Source organism: Stackebrandtia albiflava (genome assembly GCF_007994225.1).
Lineage (GTDB): Bacteria > Actinomycetota > Actinomycetes > Mycobacteriales > Micromonosporaceae > Stackebrandtia > Stackebrandtia albiflava.
Genome location: NZ_VLLL01000006.1, coordinates 1,287,599 through 1,306,359, shown reverse-complemented (window position 1 = coordinate 1,306,359; position 18,761 = coordinate 1,287,599). Strand labels below are relative to the sequence as shown.

The 18,761-nt window shown below is 70.1% G+C and carries 21 protein-coding genes; 8 read left to right on the top strand and 13 right to left on the bottom strand.

Translation table 11 applies throughout. The features are described 5' to 3' along the window. The first annotated feature begins 18 nt into the window (after positions 1-18). Positions 19-639, top strand: coding sequence for a response regulator (locus tag LX16_RS16970; protein ID WP_147139989.1), 621 nt, complete (start codon positions 19-21; stop codon positions 637-639). Positions 640-772: 133 nt separating this feature from the next. On the opposite strand, the gene LX16_RS16965 is transcribed toward LX16_RS16970, so the two are convergent. Together LX16_RS16965 and LX16_RS16960 are read right to left on the bottom strand one after the other, a co-directional pair. Then, complete coding sequence (locus LX16_RS16965; RefSeq protein ID WP_147139987.1) at positions 773-1,312, bottom strand: peptidoglycan-binding domain-containing protein; 540 nt, start codon at positions 1,310-1,312, stop codon at positions 773-775. 266 nt (positions 1,313-1,578) lie between these two features. Next, on the bottom strand, positions 1,579-2,184 hold the full coding sequence (locus LX16_RS16960) for a TetR/AcrR family transcriptional regulator (protein WP_147140866.1): 606 nt from the start codon (positions 2,182-2,184) through the stop codon (positions 1,579-1,581). A 111-nt stretch (positions 2,185-2,295) separates the two neighbouring features. Here LX16_RS16960 and LX16_RS16955 point away from each other — a divergent pair, with 111 nt between their 5' ends. Continuing rightward, positions 2,296-2,523, top strand: a complete 228-nt coding sequence (locus tag LX16_RS16955; protein WP_244615858.1) for a hypothetical protein — start codon at positions 2,296-2,298, stop codon at positions 2,521-2,523. A gap of 133 nt (positions 2,524-2,656) precedes the next feature. Here LX16_RS16955 and LX16_RS16950 read toward each other — a convergent pair whose 3' ends face one another. From LX16_RS16950 to LX16_RS16940, 3 genes are all read right to left on the bottom strand, one after another. Further along, positions 2,657-3,856 carry a glycosyltransferase gene (locus LX16_RS16950; protein ID WP_147139985.1) on the bottom strand — a complete coding sequence of 400 codons (1,200 nt, stop codon included), beginning with the start codon at positions 3,854-3,856 and terminating at the stop codon, positions 2,657-2,659. A gap of 202 nt (positions 3,857-4,058) precedes the next feature. Further along, positions 4,059-4,733: a GAP family protein gene (locus tag LX16_RS16945; RefSeq protein ID WP_147139983.1), complete on the bottom strand. Its 675-nt coding sequence runs from the start codon at positions 4,731-4,733 to the stop codon at positions 4,059-4,061. Positions 4,734-4,781: 48 nt separating this feature from the next. Further along, on the bottom strand, positions 4,782-5,918 hold the full coding sequence (locus LX16_RS16940) for a hypothetical protein (protein WP_147139981.1): 1,137 nt from the start codon (positions 5,916-5,918) through the stop codon (positions 4,782-4,784). Positions 5,919-6,236: 318 nt separating this feature from the next. Between LX16_RS16940 and LX16_RS16935 the strand changes: the two genes are divergently transcribed. Both LX16_RS16935 and LX16_RS16930 read left to right on the top strand, forming a co-directional pair. Further along, on the top strand, positions 6,237-8,069 hold the full coding sequence (locus LX16_RS16935; RefSeq protein ID WP_147139979.1) for an alkyl/aryl-sulfatase: 1,833 nt from the start codon (positions 6,237-6,239) through the stop codon (positions 8,067-8,069). Positions 8,070-8,161: 92 nt separating this feature from the next. Then, positions 8,162-8,656, top strand: a complete 495-nt coding sequence (locus LX16_RS16930) for a hypothetical protein (RefSeq protein ID WP_147139977.1) — start codon at positions 8,162-8,164, stop codon at positions 8,654-8,656. A 91-nt stretch (positions 8,657-8,747) separates the two neighbouring features. On the opposite strand, the gene LX16_RS16925 is transcribed toward LX16_RS16930, so the two are convergent. Genes LX16_RS16925 through LX16_RS16910 form a run of 4 tightly spaced genes read right to left on the bottom strand, consistent with a single transcriptional unit; the run spans position 8,748 to position 11,714 of the window. Beyond that, positions 8,748-9,617 (bottom strand): hypothetical protein, encoded by an 870-nt coding sequence (locus LX16_RS16925; RefSeq protein WP_147139976.1) that lies wholly within the window; start codon positions 9,615-9,617, stop codon positions 8,748-8,750. Further along, on the bottom strand, positions 9,611-10,150 hold the full coding sequence (locus LX16_RS16920) for a hypothetical protein (protein ID WP_147139974.1): 540 nt from the start codon (positions 10,148-10,150) through the stop codon (positions 9,611-9,613). Before LX16_RS16920 ends, LX16_RS16925 begins: the two co-directional genes overlap by 7 nt. Before the next feature lie 53 nt (positions 10,151-10,203). After that, positions 10,204-11,262: a hypothetical protein gene (locus LX16_RS16915; RefSeq protein ID WP_147139972.1), complete on the bottom strand. Its 1,059-nt coding sequence runs from the start codon at positions 11,260-11,262 to the stop codon at positions 10,204-10,206. A gap of 35 nt (positions 11,263-11,297) precedes the next feature. After that, positions 11,298-11,714, bottom strand: a complete 417-nt coding sequence (locus tag LX16_RS16910; RefSeq protein ID WP_147139970.1) for a hypothetical protein — start codon at positions 11,712-11,714, stop codon at positions 11,298-11,300. A gap of 426 nt (positions 11,715-12,140) precedes the next feature. Between LX16_RS16910 and LX16_RS16905 the strand changes: the two genes are divergently transcribed. After that, on the top strand, positions 12,141-13,328 hold the full coding sequence (locus tag LX16_RS16905; RefSeq protein ID WP_147139968.1) for an NAD(P)/FAD-dependent oxidoreductase: 1,188 nt from the start codon (positions 12,141-12,143) through the stop codon (positions 13,326-13,328). A gap of 169 nt (positions 13,329-13,497) precedes the next feature. After that, the gene (locus LX16_RS16900; protein ID WP_147139967.1) at positions 13,498-14,433 is read left to right on the top strand and encodes a sigma-70 family RNA polymerase sigma factor; all 936 of its coding nucleotides are present in this window, start codon (positions 13,498-13,500) and stop codon (positions 14,431-14,433) included. 4 nt (positions 14,434-14,437) lie between these two features. Here LX16_RS16900 and LX16_RS16895 read toward each other — a convergent pair whose 3' ends face one another. Further along, a complete protein-coding gene (locus LX16_RS16895) occupies positions 14,438-14,668 on the bottom strand; it encodes a hypothetical protein (protein ID WP_147139965.1) in 231 nt (76 codons plus the stop codon). A 333-nt stretch (positions 14,669-15,001) separates the two neighbouring features. Here LX16_RS16895 and LX16_RS16890 point away from each other — a divergent pair, with 333 nt between their 5' ends. Beyond that, positions 15,002-15,208, top strand: a complete 207-nt coding sequence (locus LX16_RS16890; RefSeq protein WP_147139963.1) for a hypothetical protein — start codon at positions 15,002-15,004, stop codon at positions 15,206-15,208. A 114-nt stretch (positions 15,209-15,322) separates the two neighbouring features. On the opposite strand, the gene LX16_RS27195 is transcribed toward LX16_RS16890, so the two are convergent. From LX16_RS27195 to LX16_RS16875, 3 genes are all read right to left on the bottom strand, one after another. Next, positions 15,323-15,763 (bottom strand): hypothetical protein, encoded by a 441-nt coding sequence (locus LX16_RS27195; RefSeq protein ID WP_211354544.1) that lies wholly within the window; start codon positions 15,761-15,763, stop codon positions 15,323-15,325. A 228-nt stretch (positions 15,764-15,991) separates the two neighbouring features. Next, entirely contained in the window at positions 15,992-16,672 is a 681-nt protein-coding gene (locus LX16_RS16880; protein WP_147139960.1) for a DUF1295 domain-containing protein, read from the bottom strand. A gap of 50 nt (positions 16,673-16,722) precedes the next feature. Continuing rightward, positions 16,723-17,325, bottom strand: coding sequence for a TetR/AcrR family transcriptional regulator (locus LX16_RS16875; protein ID WP_211354543.1), 603 nt, complete (start codon positions 17,323-17,325; stop codon positions 16,723-16,725). Positions 17,326-17,446: 121 nt separating this feature from the next. Between LX16_RS16875 and LX16_RS16870 the strand changes: the two genes are divergently transcribed. Continuing rightward, the gene (locus LX16_RS16870; RefSeq protein ID WP_147139957.1) at positions 17,447-18,526 is read left to right on the top strand and encodes a hypothetical protein; all 1,080 of its coding nucleotides are present in this window, start codon (positions 17,447-17,449) and stop codon (positions 18,524-18,526) included. The last annotated feature ends 235 nt before the right edge of the window (positions 18,527-18,761 follow it).

The window sequence follows — 18,761 nt, the reverse complement described above, 5'->3', positions numbered from 1 at the left end:
GGAAGGGGAGGGCGACCGGTGATCCGGCTGTTGATCGTCGACGACCATCCGATCGTGAGGGGCGGCCTACGGGACACCTTCGCGGACGCCGAGGACATCGTCGTGGTCGGTGAGGCCGGTGACGGCGCCGAGGGCGTCGCACGGGCGAAGGCGCTCGCGGCGGACGTCGTGCTCATGGATCTGCGGATGCCGGGGACGGACGGCGTGGCCGCCACCGCGATCCTGCGCGAGGAGGCCCCGAACGCCCGGGTGCTGATCCTGACGACCTTCGACGGCGAGAGCGACGTCCTTCCGGCGATCGAGGCGGGTGCGTTCGGTTACCTGTTGAAGGACGCGCTGCCGGAGGAACTGGCGCGGGCGGTCCGCGCGGCCGCGCGTGGCGAGTCGGTGCTGGCGCCGTCGGTGACGCAGCACCTCATGGGGCAGGTCCGCAGGCCCGGTGCCGGCACGCTGACCGACCGGGAGAGGCAGGTGCTGCAGCTGGTCGCGAACGGTAGCTCGAATCGTGAGGCCGCCGCGGCGTTGTTCATCGGCGAGGCGAGCATCAAGACCCATCTGCAACACATCTACGACAAGTTCGGCGTCCGGGACCGGGCCTCGGCGGTGGCCGAGGGCTACCGCCGTCGCCTGCTCACGTGAGGCCCCGGCCGTCCCTTGCGAGACACGGTAGGCCACTCCACGACCTGTGAAGGCGATCGGGGGATCCCCCTGCCCGGGCGAACCGTTCGGGGAGCACCGTTTCCGCCTGGACGAGGGCGAAGTGTCGCCGGGGTCAGTGGCCGATGAAGGCCCGCCACGTCTGAGGGCCGACGATCCCGTCGACGGTGAGGCCCATGTGTGACTGCCAGAACCGGACGGTGGAGGCGGTCATGCCGCCGAAGACGCCGTCGACGGCCAGGCTCGCGCCGAGGTTGTTCAGTTGGACCTGCAGCGCGCGTACCGCGTCGCCGCGGGCTCCCTCCGAGATGGTGACGATGAGCGCCGACCAGGTGCGGGCACCGATCACCCCGTCGGCGGCCAGACCTCGTGACGTCTGGAACCGGGCCACCGAGGAGGCGGTTCCGGGACCGTACTGTCCGTCGGCGGTCGTGGCGAATCCGCGTGCGGTCAACAGGAGTTGGGCGGTCCGTACGTCGGCACCGGTGCTTCCCTGGCGTAGGACGGGCCATGCCGGGATCGCCGCGACGGCGGCGGATTCGGTGCCCGCCGAGGGAACGGGTGCGGCCGACACGGCTGTGGCCGTTCCGGTCCCGACGAGTACGGCGAGAACGGCGGCGACCGTGGCCGCCCGGAATCGAGTCTGGAGTGACATGGGCGGATCCTCCGGTGATCGGTCGTGGGGCGACCGGCTGGTCCTGTCGGGGCGGTATGCGTCGCGTCCGGTGGAACGTTCCGGCATGGCCGAGTGGGCGGAATGGACCCGGCGGGATCGTCGGGCCGGCGTGTGTGGTGGATTGAGGGGCGGTCGATCCGCCACACAGCATGCCCGCAGGCACTTGCACATGTCAATGCATAGATGAAAAGTGCGCACGGGATCGGTGCACGACGGCGCCGCGAGACGGGCGGCCGCCGGGCAACTCACGTGGTAGCGGTGAAGATCCGGTCGAGTTGCCGGTCGATGAGCGCGACCGCGCGGTCGGCGTCCCGCTGTCCCAACAGGACACCCGATTGCAGCCCCTCCGCCCCCGCCAACAGATACGCGGCCTCGCCGGCGGCGTCGAGATCACCCCGGGCCTCGCCGGTGTGCTGGGCTCGCACGATCAACCCGGTGACCAGTTCCTCCAGGGCGGGAGTCGCCGCCCCGGCGACGGCGGCGAGCGCGGGTTCGACCAGGAACCGCACGAAGTACGCCGCGTAGACCACCTGCCGGTTGCGCCGTTCCTCGTCCAGCGGCAGCATTTCGAGGAGCACCCCCCGCACGAGTGCGCGGGTCCCGGCGGCCTCACCGAGTCCGGCCAGCCGTTCCGCGGCCCGGGCCTCCGCGTCGGCGTTCAGGATCTCCAAGGCTCCGAGCAGGAGCCGGTCCCGGGTCCCGAAGTAGTACTGGAGCAGCCGCGCGGACACGCCCGCCTCGGCGGCCACCTGCCGGAGCGTCACGTCCTCCAGTCCGCCTCGGGCGGCCAACCGCCAGACCGCCTCGGCGATCTGGCGGCGTCGCGCGTCGTGGTCCGCCTGTCGGGGCATGTTCACCGTCTCTCGTCGTCGTGCCCGGCCGATGCCGTGGTGCGATCGTACCAAAACCGTGTTATGGTTCGATCGAACCATAAAAGATCGCACTCAGGAGACGAGAGAAACGTGGACACGCGGAACACGATCACGGCCATCACCGGAATGGCCCTACTGGTGCTGGGAGCCCAAGGCGGGATACGACTCCTGGTCGACCACGAGGACGCGGGACTGCTGGAATTCCTACCCGGCGGCTTCGCGGCACGACTGGCCGTCTACCTCGTCGCCGCCGTCACCGGGGCCGTGCTCGCGGCGGTCGCGACCACCCGCGCCAAGCGGAACGGCACCACGGACTGACCGCCGGATCCGTCCGACCGTTCCGCCTTGGGTGGCCGCAGGCCCGGCTTGGGTGGCCGTGAGCCCGCCGAAATCCGGACATTCGGTGTGATTCGAGGCACGTCGATGGGCCTCAGGCCACCCAAGGCGGGTTTCAGAGCAGGCCCGCCGCCACTGCGGCACCGTCGGTGCGGATCGATCCGGCCACCGTGGCGGCACGGGCGGCGGTGCCGGGGCGCAGCGCGATCTCCAGAGCGGCCGCCAGCGACTCGACGGTGGGCGCGGACATGTCGTGCGCCGCACCGATTCCCAACTCCGCGACGCGCGCGCCCCAGTACGGCTGGTCGGCGATGTGCGGGACGACCACCTGTGCCGCACCGGCCAGCGCCGTCGTGGTCGTGGTGCCCGCACCACCGTGATGCACCACGGCCGCCACGCGCCGGAACAACGCCTGTTGGTTCACCTCCCCGACCACGATGCAGTCGCCGGCGTCGTCGGTCGGCAGCAGGCCGGCCCAGCCGCGGGAGAGCACGACGCGGCGGCCGTGCGCGCGGACCGCCCCGATCGCGACCTCCGCGATGTCGGCGGGCGTGTACGCGGCCATGCTGCCGAATCCGACGTGGACCGGGGGCTCACCGGCATCCAGGAACGCCTCCAGTTCGTCGGGAAGCGGGCGCGCGTCCGGCAGGATCCACGCGCCGGTCTGCACCAGGTCGAGGTCCGTCACGCCCGGCCGCCACGGGCACAGGACCGGATCGGCCGCCAGCCACGGCCGGTCGCCGAAGACGTGGTCGCGGACGTTCTCGACCGGCGACAGCCCTATCGCGAGCCGGTGGGTGTTGAGCGCCTCGCGGTACAACGCGTTCACGCGCTGGGCGTCCTGCTCCCACAGCCTGCGGTTGTCGGTCTCGTCATCGGGGGACGGTTTCCCCGGCCGCGCGCCGGGGACCGTGTGCCGTGACGGCAGCCCGTAGGTGTGGAACCCGGCGTACACGTACCGGATTCCGAACCGCTCGGCGACGTCTCGCGCGCCCGCCGGCATCAGGCCGGTCGCCACCAGCACGTCACACCCCCGCGCTGCCGCGCCGAGGACGTCGAACCGGGCGGCGACCAGCTCCCGCGCGAACCGGAAGGCGTCCTCGGCGGTCGGCGGCCGGTCACCGGCGACGACCGACCGCACCGTCGGACCCATCGGCGTCAGGGTCACCCCGACCCCGGCCAGCAGGTCCGCGAACTCCTCGTCCGGTGGCGCGCACACCCGCACCTCCGCGCCGCCTTCCCGCAACCGGTGCGCCAAGGCGGCCAGGGGTTGGATGTCACCGCGTGAACCCACCGACGTCAACAACACTCGCATCCCGCGCCTCCGGTCCTGTCGTCTGTCTCGTGACCGGAGATTCTGCACCATGCGTACGCTGCCGAAACACCCCCGGTGTCGCGTCGGGCACGGCGCGTGGTACATATGTTGAAGTGGCGGGAACGAAGACGCCCCGCCCGGGTCGTCGTCCACAGACGACATACGGCACCCGGCCGCGCATCCGCCACGAGACCCGCCGGGGTCAGGCGAGGCCGCCGATGCCCTTGCCCAGCAGTACCGCCCCGATCACCAGCAGCAGGACACTCATGACGGCCGCGTTGTTGGCCGACAACCACACCTTGAGCCGGTCGAGCGCGCCCCGCAACCGGTCGGCGGCGACCGCGTAGCCGAGCACCGGGCCGGCGACGGTGGCCGCCGCGACGAGGGTGAACACCGCGACCGCGACGGCGGAGGCTCCGGCGGTCGACGACGCGGTTCCGATGGTGGCGCCGGCGCTGACGCACATGGCGAGGTTCTTCGGGTTGACCGCCGCCAACGCGAAGCCCAGCCCGAACGCCTTCGGCGGCGTGAACCGGTCGACCGCCCGCATCCAGCCCGGTGTCACCGGTTCCTCGCCCGGTCCCGGCCGTGATCGCCACTGCCGGACGCTCAGCGCCAGGAGCAGCACGCCCAGGGCCAGCTTCACCCACGCCACCACGGTGGACGATCCGCCCGCGCCTCCGAGGTCGAGGACCGCCGTCAGGACGGTGAACAGGACGGTCGCGGCCACGATCCCGGCGACCCATCCGACGCAGAATCCGGCACCGGTGGCGGTGGCCTCGGGTGCCAGCAACATGAGGATGACCGCGATGACCGGGATGGGACTGATCGCGACCGCCACCGCCAACGGCAGCAGCTCCCCGATGACGGTTCCCACAACGTCCTCCCTCGTTCCGGGCCACGGCGATCGCCGGGCGTGTGGCGTTCAGGTGCCGGTGTCGGCGGGTGGGGCTTGTCCGACCCTCGCCACGACCTCTACGACGACCACCACCACCGCCGTCACCGCCGCGACGACCAGTACCCCGGTCACGCCGGGGTGGCGCCACAGGACCAGCCACACCACCGCGGCGGCGACGACGCCGGTGAGCACGGCGGCGTGGTGGACGCGAAGGAATCCCGGTACCGGACCGGCCGGAACCCCCGTCAGGGTGATTCCCCGCGCGATCGCGGCACAACCCCGCGCGGCCGACCGCCGCAGGGCCGTCACGACGCGGCCCGGACCCGCCAGTACGCATACGAGCGCCACGATCAGGAACAGGACGGTCAAGGTCTGGGCGGCGGCGACCAGGAACCGGGTCGTGGTGTCGTAGATCGCCGCGGCGGCCTGCGGCGACCGCACGGTCTCGGGCAACCGGTTGAGGAACGCCGTCCTGGCCACGGTGAGCGCCGCCCACAACAGCGCGGCGCCCACGGCGACGCACAGCGCGCCGGTCAGCAGGCCACGGCGACGGTCCGGTGCGGTCAGCAGCGCCACGGCGAACAGCACGACGGCGGCGGCCGGCAGCAGCCAGGCCGCCAGGTCCAGCGCGGCGGCGACGTTCCTGGCGCGCGCGACGGGGGCGGCGTCGGTCAGCGGCAGCTCCGCCGACACGTCCGGCAGCGCCGCCGCGGGGCCGAAGCCGCGGGCGACGAGCCGGTCCCTCGCCTCCGCCACGACCGGCCCCAAGTCGAGGAAGATCGTGCCGTCGTGAACGGTCAACGATTCGGGCTGCCGGCCGGTGAGCAGTGCCGTGACGCCCTCGTGCGCCTCACGGTTCAGGTTCGTCCACAGTTGCGGGAACCGGTCACCGTGGACCAGCTCCTCGACCTGGTCGCGGATGAAGGACTCGACCGAGGACGCCAGCGGGCTCGCCAGGGCGTCGAGCCGGTCGCGCAGCCGCGGCGACTCGATCGCGTCCAGTGCGTCGGCGGTGAGTGCCGCCACGTCGAGGCGCTCGGTGACCGCCGTGGTCACGCGGTCGACGACGGCCGCCTGCACGGCCGGGTCGTGGGCCAGGGGCGCGACGTTCTCCAGGTAGCGGTCGGTGTCGAGTACCTCGTTGCGGGCGAACACCGCGACCACCGACCGTCACCGTCAGCAGTGCCGCCAGCACGAACAGCGGCACCGCGAGGATCCAGCGCCACCGGCGCCGCGCCGGGCGGGTCGCGGCGTGGCGGGCACGGAGTTCCGCCAGTTCGGCGCGTTCGCCGTGCGTCAACGGCGTCTCCCCCATCGCCCACCCCCGTGACCTGGATGGTAGGCGCGACGGCCCGGCCGGGTGGTGGTTTCGGCGCGGCGCGCGGACGGCGGTGCGAAGTCCATGACGGCGGCGCGGATCTACATACCCTGACGTGAGGCACCGGGCACGACCGGTGGGCACATCAGTCTTTGGGGGGCGACATGACCGACGCGGGATTCCCGTACGAAGACCGGCGCGACTTCACCGACGCGGACCGGGGCCTGTTGGCGACGCTGGACCCGGGCGTCGTCCACGACGACGACGGCACCGTCGTCTGGGACAACGACTCGTACGCGTTCCTGACCGGTGAGGCCCCCGAGACGGTCCACCCGAGCCTGTGGCGGCAGTCGTCGCTGGTGGCCAAGCAGGGCCTGTACGAGGTCGTCGAGGGCATCTACCAGGTACGCGGGCTGGACCTCTCCAACATCTCCTTCGTGGAGGGCGACACGGGCGTCATCGTCATCGACCCGTTGATCTCGGTGGAGACCGCGCGGGCGGCACTGGACCTCTACCGGTCGCATCGCGGCGACCGGCCGGTGACCGGTGTGATCTACACGCACAGCCACGTGGACCACTTCGGTGGCGTCAAGGGGGTCGTCTCGCAGGAGGACGTCGACGCCGGGCGGGTCCCGGTGATCGCGCCGGAGGGGTTCGTCACGCACGCGATCTCCGAGAACGTCTACGCCGGGATCGCGATGGCGCGCCGCGCCGGGTACATGTACGGCGCGGTGTTGGCACGCGACCCGCGCGGCGGGGTCGGCTCCGGCCTGGGGCAGACCACCTCCACCGGGACGGTGAGCCTGATACCGCCCACCGTGGACATATCGCGCACCGGGCAGGAACTCACGGTGGACGGGGTCCGCATGGAGTTCCAGATGGCGCCGGGCTCCGAGGCGCCCGCCGAGATGCACTTCCTGTTCCCGGACAGGCGGGCGTTGTGCATGGCGGAGAACACCACGCACACGCTGCACAACCTGCTGACACTGCGCGGCGCGCTGGTGCGTGACCCGCACGCGTGGGCGCGCTACCTCACCGAGGCGATCGAGTTGTTCGCCGACCGGGCCGACGTCGTGTTCGCCTCCCATCACTGGCCGACCTGGGGCGCCGCGGAGGTACGGGAGTACATGGGCCTGCAACGGGACCTGTACGCCTACCAGCACGACCAGACGTTGCGGCTGTTGAACCGGGGATACACCGGCATCGAGATCGCCGAGATGATCGAACTGCCGCCGGCGCTGCGGCGCGCGTGGCACACCCACGGCTACTACGGTTCGGTCAGCCACAACGTCAAGGCGATCTACCAGCGTTACATGGGTTGGTACGACGGCAATCCGGCCCGGTTGTGGCAGCACCCGCCGGAGGAGGCCGCCGCCCGCTACGTCGAGTTCATGGGCGGTGCCGACGCGGTGGTCGGCAAGGCTCGCGAGTCCGTCGAGGCGGGCGACCTGCGGTGGGCGGCGCAGGTGCTCGACCACGTCGTCTTCGCCGAACCGGGACACCGGGAGGCGCGCGGCCTGTTGGCGGACGTGTTGGAGCGGCTCGGTTTCGGCAGCGAGAACGGCACCTGGCGCAACTGCTACCTGTCGGGGGCGAGGGAACTGCGCAACGGTCCGTTCGGCACGCCGACGGTGTCGAGCTCGCCCGACATGCTCAACCAGTTGCCGCCGGAGATGTTCTTCGACGCGCTCGCCGTCAAGATCGACGGGCCGAAGGCGTGGGACCTCGACCTCGCGATCGCGTGGGTCTTCCCCGACCACGACGCCCGGTTCCGCACCACACTGCGGAACGGCGTGTTCAGTTACGTGCGCGACGGTGACGGCGACTCCGGGCTGACGGTGACGGTGCCGCGCACCGCGCTGGGTGGACTCGCCACCGGTGACATGGCGGCCGCCCGGTCGGCGGGCATGACCATGGACGGTGACACGTCGGTCCTGGAACGGTTGACCTCGGTACTGGATCCGGGTGACCCCGACTTCCTCATCGTGGAGCCGTGACCGACACCGGTCCCGGGTACCCCGCCGGTGCCCGGGACCGGTGTCGCAGGGGCCGGATATGGTCACGGCCACTCACGATCCCCGGAGACCCGATGCCCCTGTACGACTACTTCCGCGCGCCCGACACCGACACGGTCCTGAAGCGGCTGGCCGTGGACCGGGGAAGCCCGCTGTACCCGTCCGGCGGCGGTCCACCGGTGTTTCCCGGGGTAGACGCCAAGGGCATCGACCCCGGCGTGGTGCTGGGCACCCTGGTGGCCCTGATCCGGGACACCGAGTGGACACCGGCCACACTCGACAGTCGGCTGATATGGCCGTTCCCGGAACCGGGGACCGAGGACACCTGGAAGGAGACCCTGTCAGAGCACGAGGGGCCGTGGGTGGAGGAGCTTCCGGACGGGATCCGTGACCTGTTCGCGGATCTGCGGGCGGCCGACCTCCTCGGATGGTGCGAGCGGTGGGCCCGCCTGGAGGACCTGGAGGGTTCGGTCCCCGAAGAGCTCGCCGGCTGGCTCGCCGTGTTCGTCGCGTTCGCCGAAGAGGCCCGCGACCACGACGAGTCCCTGTTCTGCTGGATCTCGCTCTAGAACGCCCCACGCCTGGCGCCGACCGGCCGTCGTGCGCACGGTGTCGCGGCCACTCACACGGTGGTGCGGTGTCCCCGCCGCCACACCTCGCTCAGGGGCGTTCCCACAGGTACATGTCCACGTGCCGCGGTGTGAGTCCCGGTGGCAACCAGACGGGCAGGGTGTGAGAACTCGTACCGGTCGGATACACCTCCGTCTCGCCTTCCGGCAGTCGCTTCTCCAGTCCGTTCCACCGTGCCCGGTCGGCATACCAACCACCGATGGTGCCGCCGTCGGCGTCGCGGAAGTGCACCATGTAGTCGGCGTGACGGACTTCCGGACCGGGATTGTCGGCCTCGAAGGTCACGAGGTCCACGCCGGGGCCGTCACCGGAGTGGTGGTCGAGTGAGGACGGTGTCGCGGGGACGATCCGGGCTCCGGACCGGTACTTCGCCTCGAAGTCGAGGCGGTGGAGCTGGACCGCCACGCCGCCGATCCGCTCGGTGGGCAACGCGGTCTCCTCCAGCAGGCCGATGCCGACCGAGTCGAGCTCCGTGGACGGCGGAACGGGGATCTCGCCGTATCCGAAGGAGGCCCGCCCGGTGCCGTCGCCGTCCTGAAGCGCCCGGCCTTCGGCGTCCACGGGTATGTACACCGCCGACACCCACAGCGCCGCGTCGGTCGTGTTGCGCAGTCTCGCGCCCACACCCAACAGGGGCGTGTCCCGGCCGGCACGTGGCGGTTGCCGACTGAAACCGCTGTCCACGAGTTCGACGCCCTCGACGAGGTCGTCGGCGACGACCTCGTCGCCGGGTGACGTGGAGGCGTCCTCCGAGGGTGAGGCGTCGCCACCGAACAGGCCCAGCGACGGTCCCGCCCACTCGCCGAAGACGACGCCCGCCGCGGCGACACCGGCGACACCGGCCGCACCGATGATCAGGGCGCGCCGGGACGGTGTGCGGCGGGGCTTGTCGGCTACCAATTCGGTTGGTCCCTGTACTTGAGGTATAGCGTGTGACGCAACGACTTCAACGCCTGATCGTAGTCCTTGCGGAGGCCGACCATCGCGGCGTTCGCGAGTTGCAGGAACTCCGCCTGGTCGCACCTGCGGAACACCACCGGGTCGATCTTCACCTTGAAGTCCCGCATGGCGCGTGTCCTGGCCCTGATCTCTCCACCGGCCGAGCCACCCGTCGCCTTCAGCTCGGCCCCCTTCTCCAGGTACTCGCGGTGGCGACGGGTCGTCGGTTGTCTCGATGACGAGAAGGGTGTGAACCCGTGACGCCTCATCACCTCCTGACGGTTCTTGATGTAGGTGGTCGCCAGCAGTGTCGCGCCCCTGGCGAGCTGGTGTTCCAGTACGGCGACGTCCCCGTGCCGGTAGTAGTTCTCGTAGTCGTTGAACCGGAAACGGAACGACACCGATCGGAGCCCTCGCATGTGCCCCTCGATACGGCCGTCCGGTGAGGTGACGGTGACGGTGATGTCCTTCAGGTCGTCGGTGACGTCTCCCATCGAGAAGCCCCTTCCTGCCGGTGGCGCGTGTGACTGTGGTCGCCGGGCGTCTCCTAGTTGGGAGTGCGGTCCGGGGTGTGGGCGGGATCCGGGTTGTCCGCGCCGTTGAGCGGCCGGTCCACGTCGCCTGTGGACGGCAGGGGACCGCAGGTGATCAGTGTCGTGGCGGCGATCTCCACCTTGCCGCCGTATGCGTCCTTGCCGGTGCGTACCGTGCCGCCTTCGATTCCGTTGTAGAACTCGGTGGCCATGTCCGCGAGTTGCGCCTCGGAGTCCTCGTACTCCTTCCGGAGTTCCTCCGTGCTGGTGATGATGCTCTGCCAGATCGCCGTCACCGAGTCGCCGTCTATGTTGAACTCGTTGCTCTTCTCCTCGTAGGCGAACTTGTCCTTCCCCCAGCCCGTCATGCCCACCGCCATCGCGGCGGCGATGGACGTGGTGCCGAACGACGCCACACCGGCGGCGGCCGAGACCACGGTGGCGACACCGATGGCGATGTTGAACTTGTCGGCACGCGAGTCCGCGCCACCGCACAACGAACCCGGGTCGAACGACGCGATGACCTCCTCGGCCGCGGTGACGAGCCGCACCACGTCCTTCTGGGCCTCCTCGACCTGTCGCCTGTACGCCTCCAGGAGGATCTGGAGCAGCGCCAACGTGTTCGCCTGCAGGAACGTCATTCCGCCCCAACGGTTCAGGTAGTCGCTGCGGATCGCGTCGACCGTGTAGCCCCGCCAACCCCGCTGGTTGGTCTCGAACGACTCCATGTATCCGGGGATCAGCGCGTTGATACTGAAGTTCTCGGCGGACTCCAGATCCGTGACTCCCGTGTTGGTGATGCGGTCCTTCGCGCCCTTGATCGCGTCGATGGGGGCGTCGAAGGACGAGACCTGCGGCAACTCCTTGAAGGGTCCCCAGATCTCCTCCGCCTTCTGGTTCGCGTAGTTGCGGATGTTGACGTCGTTGACGCCGCCGGGGAATCCCGCCTCGGCCATCAACCGCTGGAACTCCTCCAGACTGTCGCTGTCCTCCTCCGCCTGGATCATCTTGTTGACGAGGGTGTTGACGAGGGACGTGATCGCGGATTCCAGGTTGCCTGGGAACTCACTCACGAGTATCACTCCAAAGGGGATCGGTCTTGCGGCGGTCAGGGTTTGCCGGGGTAGTCACCGTCGTCGTAGCCGCCCCTCCACTCGTCGTTACCCGGGTCGTAGTCCCCCTGCAGGTCGAGGCGGTGCCTCTCCATCTCGGCCCCCGCGGCGGTGTCCTGCTCGGCGAAATCGGAGACCGCCTGGTCCAGTCCCACGGAGAGTGCCCAGAGGTTCGCCCCGGTCTCACCGGCCGCGCCCCAGATGAGGTCTCGCAACTGAACCCACGGGTCCTTCAGCGCCTTGGCACCGAAGTACGCGTCCCTTTCGAGCGCCGAATCCGCGCTCTTACTGGTCTCGCAACCGTTGCGGACCTCCGCGTACTCGTCGGCCATTCGAGGAAGGTCTATCCGGGCGCATTGCCTCAGCCGCTCCAACGGACCGCCGAACACGGTCCCCTGCATCTCGTCACTCATGATGTGGCTCCGTTCTACGTTGACCGCCTGCCGTCGAGGTGCCGACGGACCGTAGGCGGGATTCAGGCGTATGTCGAGGCGGGATGCGACCGGTGTGCCGTTCGGTTCCGCCGGACGTCGTATCGCTGATTCGTGACTTGTGGACGAATGATCGCGCCCGTGAGCGGCGACCGGGCCGTGCGCCACCGCATCCGAGGTGCGCCGTGGACCCCGGTGGCGCTGAATGGACAGTCGTGTACCGGCTTCGACACACAGGATACAAGGCCCCGCAACAGGTTCCGGTCCCTCGAACGGACGGCGTCCGCACGGCCGGCCCGTGCGCACCCACCCCGACGCCGGAGACCGTGACGCACGTCACTCGGCTCGACTGTCAGGAATCGGGCCGCCGTCTCGTTCAGGGTGCAAGCGACTCGAAGGAGCGAGACAATGCCGCACCACATCCTGGTCCTCGGCGCCGGTTACGCAGGGGCCTACTCCGCCGGGTACCTCGCCCGTCACCTCCATCCCGACGACGTCACGGTCACCGTCGTCAACGCCGAACCCGACTTCGTCGAACGGTTGCGACTCCACCAGGTCGCCGCCGGCGCGGATCTGCCACGCCATCCGCTCGCCGGCCTCTTCGCGGGCACCGGCGTCCGGCTTCGCATCGGAAGAGTCACCTCGATCGACCCGGAGCACCGTACGGTGACCGTCCACGACGGGAGCGACGACGACCGGATCGGATACGACACGCTCGTGTTCGCGCTCGGCAGCGGCATCGCCGACCACGGTGTACCGGGCGTCGCCGACCACGCGTTCCACGTCGCGAGCCGCCCGGCGGCGCTCCGGCTCCACTCCCACCTGGACGGACTCGGCGACGGCGGGACGGTGGTGGTCGTGGGCGGCGGCCTGACCGCGATCGAGACGGCCACCGAGATCGCCGAGTCCCGGAGACGACTGTCGGTCTCCGTCGTGACGGGCGGACGGCTGGGCGACGGGCTGGGGCCGGCGGCGCGCCGCCACCTGTCGAGAGCCTGTGACCGGCTGGGTGTCACCGTCCACGAACACACCACCGTGACGAGGGTGACCGAGAACCGCGTGTTCGCCGGGGACACCGGTTTCGCCGCCGACGCGACGGTATGGGCGGCCGGGTTCGCGGTCCACCCGCTCGCCGCCGACTCCGGCCTGGCGGTGGACGACGACGGCCTGATCACAGTGGACCGTGACATGCGCTCGGTGTCGCATCCGAAGGTCTTCGGAATCGGCGACGGCGCCCTCGCAGTGGGAGACAACGGCCGCCCACTGCCGATGTCCTGCGCCACCGCGGGATTCACGAGCCGGCGGGCAACCGCCGCGATCCTGTCGGAACTGACCGGCAGCCCCGCCCCGAAGTCCCCGCTCGCCTACTACGGCAACCACATCAGCATCGGGCGCCGGGACGGCCTCTTCCAGCTGGTCGACGGCGACGCGACACCACGGCGGTGGGCGTTGCGCGGCCGGACCGCCGCCGTGGTCAAGGCCGCCATCCTCAAGGGCACCGTGTTCAGCCTGCGGCACCCCACCTTCGGAATCCCGTCACGCAGGCGACGGACGACGGAAGCCGGCCGGCGCGCCGTCACGGGGGCGCGTGCCTGACGTCCGGTCCCGTTCACCCCATGACGCGCGGTGGTCCGGACGACGGGCTCGCGAGGCGCGTGGATTCTCCCGCGTACGGTGTGGTCGCGGGAGAATCCACGAGACGGGCGCCGAACCGTCGTGGCGCATGGATGGGATGGCGGGCCGGAAGAGGGCTCGGAGGTGACGCATGAATCCGGACACCGTGGCGCGATTCGAGGCCGGCCGGGAACGGCTGGCCGCTTTGGCGTACCGCCTACTGGGTTCGGCGGCCGACGCGGAGGACGTCGTCCAGGACGCCTTCCTGCGCTGGCAGGCCGCCGACCGTGACCGGATCGAGGTACCGGAGGCGTGGCTCACGAAGGTCGTCACCAACCTGGCGGTCGACCGGCTCCGTTCGGCGCGGTCCCGGCGCGAGCGCGCGGTGGGCACCTGGCTTCCGGAACCGCTGCTGGAGGGCGATCCGATGCTCGGACCCGCCGATACGGTCGAGCAACGCGAGTCGGTGACCCTGGCGGTCCTGTTGCTGCTGGAACGGCTGTCACCGATCGAGCGGGCCGTCTACGTGCTGCGTGAGGCGTTCTCCCACAGCCACGCCGAGATCGCCGGGATACTCGACATCACCGAGACCGCCAGCCAGCAGCACGCGCACCGGGCGCGCCGGCACGTCGCCGGCGGCCGGACGTACCGGCCCACCGACGCCACCACCGCGCGCCGGATCGTCGAGGCGTTCGTCGCCGCGGCCGCCTCGGGTCGGACCGAGCGCCTGGTCGCGTTGTTGACGGCCGACGCGGCGGCGGTCTCCGACCGGGCGGGCCTGGCCACCGACCTCATGCACGTGACGACCGCGGAACGTGTCGCCGCCGTGCTGCGTGCCGGGTTCAAGCCGACGGCCGCGAAACGTCGCCTCGCGGGTGGGGCGCCGGCGATCCACGCCGGCGTGGTCAACGGCGCACCCGCCGTCGTCGCGGTGATCGACGACCACGTCGTGGGAGTGGTGGTTCTGGGTGTCGACGACGACGGGATAGGCACCGTGTGGGGTGTCGCGTCCCGTTCCCGGCTCGGCAGGCTCACGGTGGAATGGCGGCGCCGCGCGCACGACGCCGCGTTGATCGAGTCCTGGTGACGGGTCAGTTCCCGTCGCCGCGGATCCACAGGTTGCGCAGGAGACGGCCCTTGACCGTGTCGAAGCCCTCGCACTGGCCGTTGGTCTGTTCGAGGCCCGACAGGGCCTCCTCGATGAAGCGGGCCTCGTACGGCGCCACCTCGATCCTCGGCTCGCCCGGTGTCGGCGGTGCGACGTCGGCCAGTTGCCGCGCGACGAGGTCGTCGAACTCGGCGGAGAAGTCACGTGGGGGCATCGGCTCACCTGTCGGATCGGGGTCTGGGCCACAGGATCCTCTCACGCGACACCGCGAAAGTCTATGTGGACAAACGGGACGAGTCGCCACGGGACGGACCTGCCGGGCGACCGGGCTACGCGACCCGGCGACGACCGTTCTCACGCCGATCTTGTGGCAATCTTGTGGCCCGATGGACGCCCTTCGACGATTCGGCAGGACACCGGGTGTGCGACGGTCACACCGCTACCGGACCGGCCACCCTGGATGTTGAGTCCGCCGCGCCGGTGTGGATACATTCCGCCGCGTTCACACGATGAATGGAAATTCATCCATCCAATTCAGGAGCGACCCATGAAACTCTCCCGTCTCGCCACGCGCATCGGTGACCGCATGCTCGGCCGCCTGGTCCCCGAGACCACCGCCGACGCCGCGCTCCGCTGCTGGACGCAGTCCAAGACCGTCAGCTGCGGCGTCGGCAAGTACCAGCGGTGCCGCCGGACCTGCTGCCAGGACGGCACCTGCGGCGGCTGGTCCTGCGGCGTCTGCGCGGTGGGATAACCTCCAGCGCCACCGATCGGAATCCCGGGTGCAGGGGTGGCCGGACTACTCCGGCCACCCCCGCACCGCTTCCCACGCCCCGTACCGGAGATCCGCGACCACGAACCGTCCGCCTCAGGTCGAGAAGTTCAGTACCGCCCGGTCGCCGTCGACGGCGACCACCTTCACCAGGATCCCGTTGAGTGATCCCGCGCCCGACGGGCTGATGGTGACCCGGAGATACGTACCCGCACCGGTCGCCTGCACCGTCACCGTGTCCTGTTCGATCGACTCGACGGTGAACAGGTCCACCCCGAACGCCGGATCCACCGGGATCTCGTCCGACTCGGTGACCACGACTTCGCAGTTCCCGTCCTCGCACGCCGTCAGGTCCGAACCGTCGGCGGCCTCCGGCAACCCGGCTTCGGACGGGGATCCGGTCTCAGCGGGGGCACCGGTCTCGGCGGGTCCGCCGGGCTCACCGTCCACCGGTTCGGTGAGTTCACCGGTCTGGGATCCCCCGCAACCGGCCAATGTGGCCGTCAGGACGATCAGGACGAGGGCCTTCCGTGACATCCGGGCTCCTCTCGCCGCCCGGCACGGGCGGAACGGGTGACGGAATCGTGACGTGACACCTCCGTTGTACACCCCCGTGTGCGGGAGGGGTCCCGCGTCCCCGCCTGCGGAATGGAATCCCGCCCGTTCGGGTTCCCGGTGTGGACGCCGCGCGTCTTCGTGGCGCGGCCGGTGGTCGGTTCCGGTCACGGGGGACGGAACCGGCCACGCCACCGCGCGTCACAGTCCTCAGTAGACGAAGGGGATCAGTTTCGCGGTGCGGGAGGCGTAACGGGTGAAGGCGTCGCCGTACCGCTCGGCCAGGTAGCGGTCGAGCATGGGGATGTTGACGAAGACGAACATGGCCGCCATGATCGCCGGGATGACGAGCGCCCACGGGCTGCCGGTCACGAGCGCGAAACCGGTGAACAGGGTGACGTCGCCGAGATAGTTGGGGTGCATGGTGTAGCGGAACAACCCCTCGGTGTACAGCCTGCCGCGGTTCTCGGGCCTCGCCTTCCACCTCATCCGCTGCAGCTCCGCCCCGGTGTTGATGCAGGAGCCGAGGACGTACAACACCACCCCGGCCCACGTCAGCACTCCCACGCTCGCATCGTCGACGCCACCGGTGAACGCCATGGTCGCGTGTATGACGATGACCCAGCAGCCGACCGTGACGGCCTCCGTCACCGCCATGCGGCGTTTCAGGGTGACGAACGTGGTGACCAGGAACCGGACGAAGTAGACGACCGACAGCGTGATCAGCAGGTACCGCCGCATCGGGTCGGCGTGGGGCAGGGAGGTACCGAACCAGGCGGCGACGGTATCGGTTCCCGCGAACAGGAACCAGGCCGCGACGCCGACGGCGGCCGCGTGGAGCGCGGTCACCAGTGATCTCGCGGGGATGGAGGGGTCGGTGCTGCCGTACATGACGGGAATCCCTTCTCGCGGGTCGTTTCGATTCGGTCGCCCGGGAACCGTCAGGCCCGGTCGTCGGGGAACATGCCGCCGCGGTACAACGCGACGGCCTCGGTCGCCCAGCGGCGCATGCCGTCGTGGGTGGCCAGGTCGATGCCCAGGACGTCGGTCAGGTGTTCGCGGAACAGGAGTGCCGCGAGGTCGTTGACCATCAACACGGCGGCCCGTACCGGCGGATCCGCCGAGGGCCGTACCACTCCGGCGGCTTCGAGCCGTGTCATCCACGCCGCCCCGGCCTCGAACCAGCGCCGGAACAGGCGTCGTCCGCCCTCGTCGCCGGATAGCCACAGTCGGCGCAGGTACGCGGGTACGGGGGAGCCGGGTGGCAGTCCGGCGAGGATCGCGTCGGCGAAGGAACCTCCGAGGTCGTCGGTCGGCGGAGCGGATTCGACGCTCGCGAACAGTTCGTCGAAGACTCCGCCGACGTACTCGTCGACGCGGTGACGCAACCCGTCCTTGGAGCCGAAGTGGTGTATCACCAGTCCCGGTGAGACCCCCGCGGCCTCGGCGATCCGCTGGACCGTGACCTTGTCGGGGCCGTTCTGGGCGAACAGCGTGAGGGCGGCGTCGCGGATCCTCGCGGGTGTGGATCGATCGTCAGGCATTGAACCCATGTTCAATATGTTAAACATTCATTCAATGGCTCGGTCGCGCGGGACCCCTCCCGCTCCGTCACCGTCACACTGCGGTGGGAACCGCCGTCGCACGAGGGAACAGGTGAACTCCATGTCCGGCACCGCCCCGATCACGCCCGCGCCACACCACACCGGCGAGATACCCGTTCTCACCGGGCCGCCGATCGCTCCGCCGCTCGGCGACACCGGCTGGCGGAAGGCGCACACCTGGACCCTGATCGGCGCCTTCACGGGTGTCGCCCTGGTGGCCGGGATCGCGTTGTTCGCCGTGGAGGCGCATCGTCCGTCCGCCGCCGAAGAACTGGTCTCGGAGTACTTCACGAGGCTCGCCGACCACGACGGCCGGCGGGCGGGTGAACTGGTGGCCGACGCCGTCGGCGACACCGTCTCGCCCATGTGGACCGACGGCGTGCTCGACGCCGGCTACACCCCGCCGGAGGACGTCTCGCTCTCCCTGTTGGCGGAGGCCGTACCGCCTGGAATGGACCAGGACGCGAAACGGGAGTACGCGACCGTCGTCGCCACCTACACCGTCGCGGGACGGCCCGCGACCGAGCTGTTCACACTGGATGACGGTGGCGACGGCGACTGGCGGATCACCTCGGTGCGACTGGGCGTGATGCGACTCGGTGACGAGTACACGCCGTTCCGGGTCGCCGCGACCGAGGGCGCCGGCGTCATGTGGGTGCCCTCGGGCACCTACCGGGTGTCGATCACCGACGACCCGCTGTTCGAGGACATGGCCGACGACGTCCCGGTCACCTCCACGCTGCTGGGCGCCACCGGCCGCCCACCGCTGTCCGTCGTGGCGGACGGGCTCACCGTACGGGCCGAGGCCGCCGAGGAGGTCGAGGCGCAGGTGAGGCGACTCGTCGACGCGTGCGCCACATACGACGTCATGGAGGACTTCGGGTCCCGTCCGTCGCAGTGCCCGTGGAAGTCCGAGAAGATGTCCCACGACCCCTTCTTCAACGGACCGTGGGACGTCGTCTCGTACCCGGAGATCGAGGTGGCGGTGGACGACACCGGTATCGCACGGGTGACCACCGTGACGGCCGGTGAGGCCGTACTCGACGGAGACACCGACGTGACGGTCCCGCTTACCCCGATCGGGGCGGTGTACCAGAACGAGGGTGAGATCACCTTCGTCTCCGAAGATCCGAACCGCTGACCCGTTGAGCGCCGCGCTGCCGCGTCGGCGTGGCTCTCACGCCCACGCCGACCATCTGACGTACCAGGCGAGTGTGGCGGGGTACCTTCCCACCGGTGACCCCTTCGAGAAGTGAGGACCACGGGCTTCGGACCTGCGGCCTCCGCGACCACCATATGCCCGGCCGCGCAACGGATGCCGCCTCAAGCCTCAAGACTCGGCATCGATATATGTCGAGTGAATGATGGCTTTGGGT

What these genes read in the sequence shown, in the direction of transcription:
- LX16_RS16965 (WP_147139987.1), bottom strand. Translation starts at nt 1,312, where the DNA reads ATGTCACTCCAGACTCGATTCCGGGCGGCCACGGTCGCCGCCGTTCTC.
- LX16_RS16960 (WP_147140866.1), bottom strand. Translation starts at nt 2,184, where the DNA reads ATGCCCCGACAGGCGGACCACGACGCGCGACGCCGCCAGATCGCCGAG.
- LX16_RS16950 (WP_147139985.1), bottom strand. Translation starts at nt 3,856, where the DNA reads ATGCGAGTGTTGTTGACGTCGGTGGGTTCACGCGGTGACATCCAACCC.
- LX16_RS16935 (WP_147139979.1), top strand. Translation starts at nt 6,237, where the DNA reads ATGACCGACGCGGGATTCCCGTACGAAGACCGGCGCGACTTCACCGAC.
- LX16_RS16930 (WP_147139977.1), top strand. Translation starts at nt 8,162, where the DNA reads ATGCCCCTGTACGACTACTTCCGCGCGCCCGACACCGACACGGTCCTG.
- LX16_RS16920 (WP_147139974.1), bottom strand. Translation starts at nt 10,150, where the DNA reads ATGGGAGACGTCACCGACGACCTGAAGGACATCACCGTCACCGTCACC.
- LX16_RS16910 (WP_147139970.1), bottom strand. Translation starts at nt 11,714, where the DNA reads ATGAGTGACGAGATGCAGGGGACCGTGTTCGGCGGTCCGTTGGAGCGG.
- LX16_RS16905 (WP_147139968.1), top strand. Translation starts at nt 12,141, where the DNA reads ATGCCGCACCACATCCTGGTCCTCGGCGCCGGTTACGCAGGGGCCTAC.
- LX16_RS16900 (WP_147139967.1), top strand. Translation starts at nt 13,498, where the DNA reads ATGAATCCGGACACCGTGGCGCGATTCGAGGCCGGCCGGGAACGGCTG.
- LX16_RS16895 (WP_147139965.1), bottom strand. Translation starts at nt 14,668, where the DNA reads ATGCCCCCACGTGACTTCTCCGCCGAGTTCGACGACCTCGTCGCGCGG.
- LX16_RS16890 (WP_147139963.1), top strand. Translation starts at nt 15,002, where the DNA reads ATGAAACTCTCCCGTCTCGCCACGCGCATCGGTGACCGCATGCTCGGC.
- LX16_RS27195 (WP_211354544.1), bottom strand. Translation starts at nt 15,763, where the DNA reads ATGTCACGGAAGGCCCTCGTCCTGATCGTCCTGACGGCCACATTGGCC.
- LX16_RS16880 (WP_147139960.1), bottom strand. Translation starts at nt 16,672, where the DNA reads ATGTACGGCAGCACCGACCCCTCCATCCCCGCGAGATCACTGGTGACC.
- LX16_RS16875 (WP_211354543.1), bottom strand. Translation starts at nt 17,325, where the DNA reads ATGCCTGACGATCGATCCACACCCGCGAGGATCCGCGACGCCGCCCTC.
- LX16_RS16870 (WP_147139957.1), top strand. Translation starts at nt 17,447, where the DNA reads ATGTCCGGCACCGCCCCGATCACGCCCGCGCCACACCACACCGGCGAG.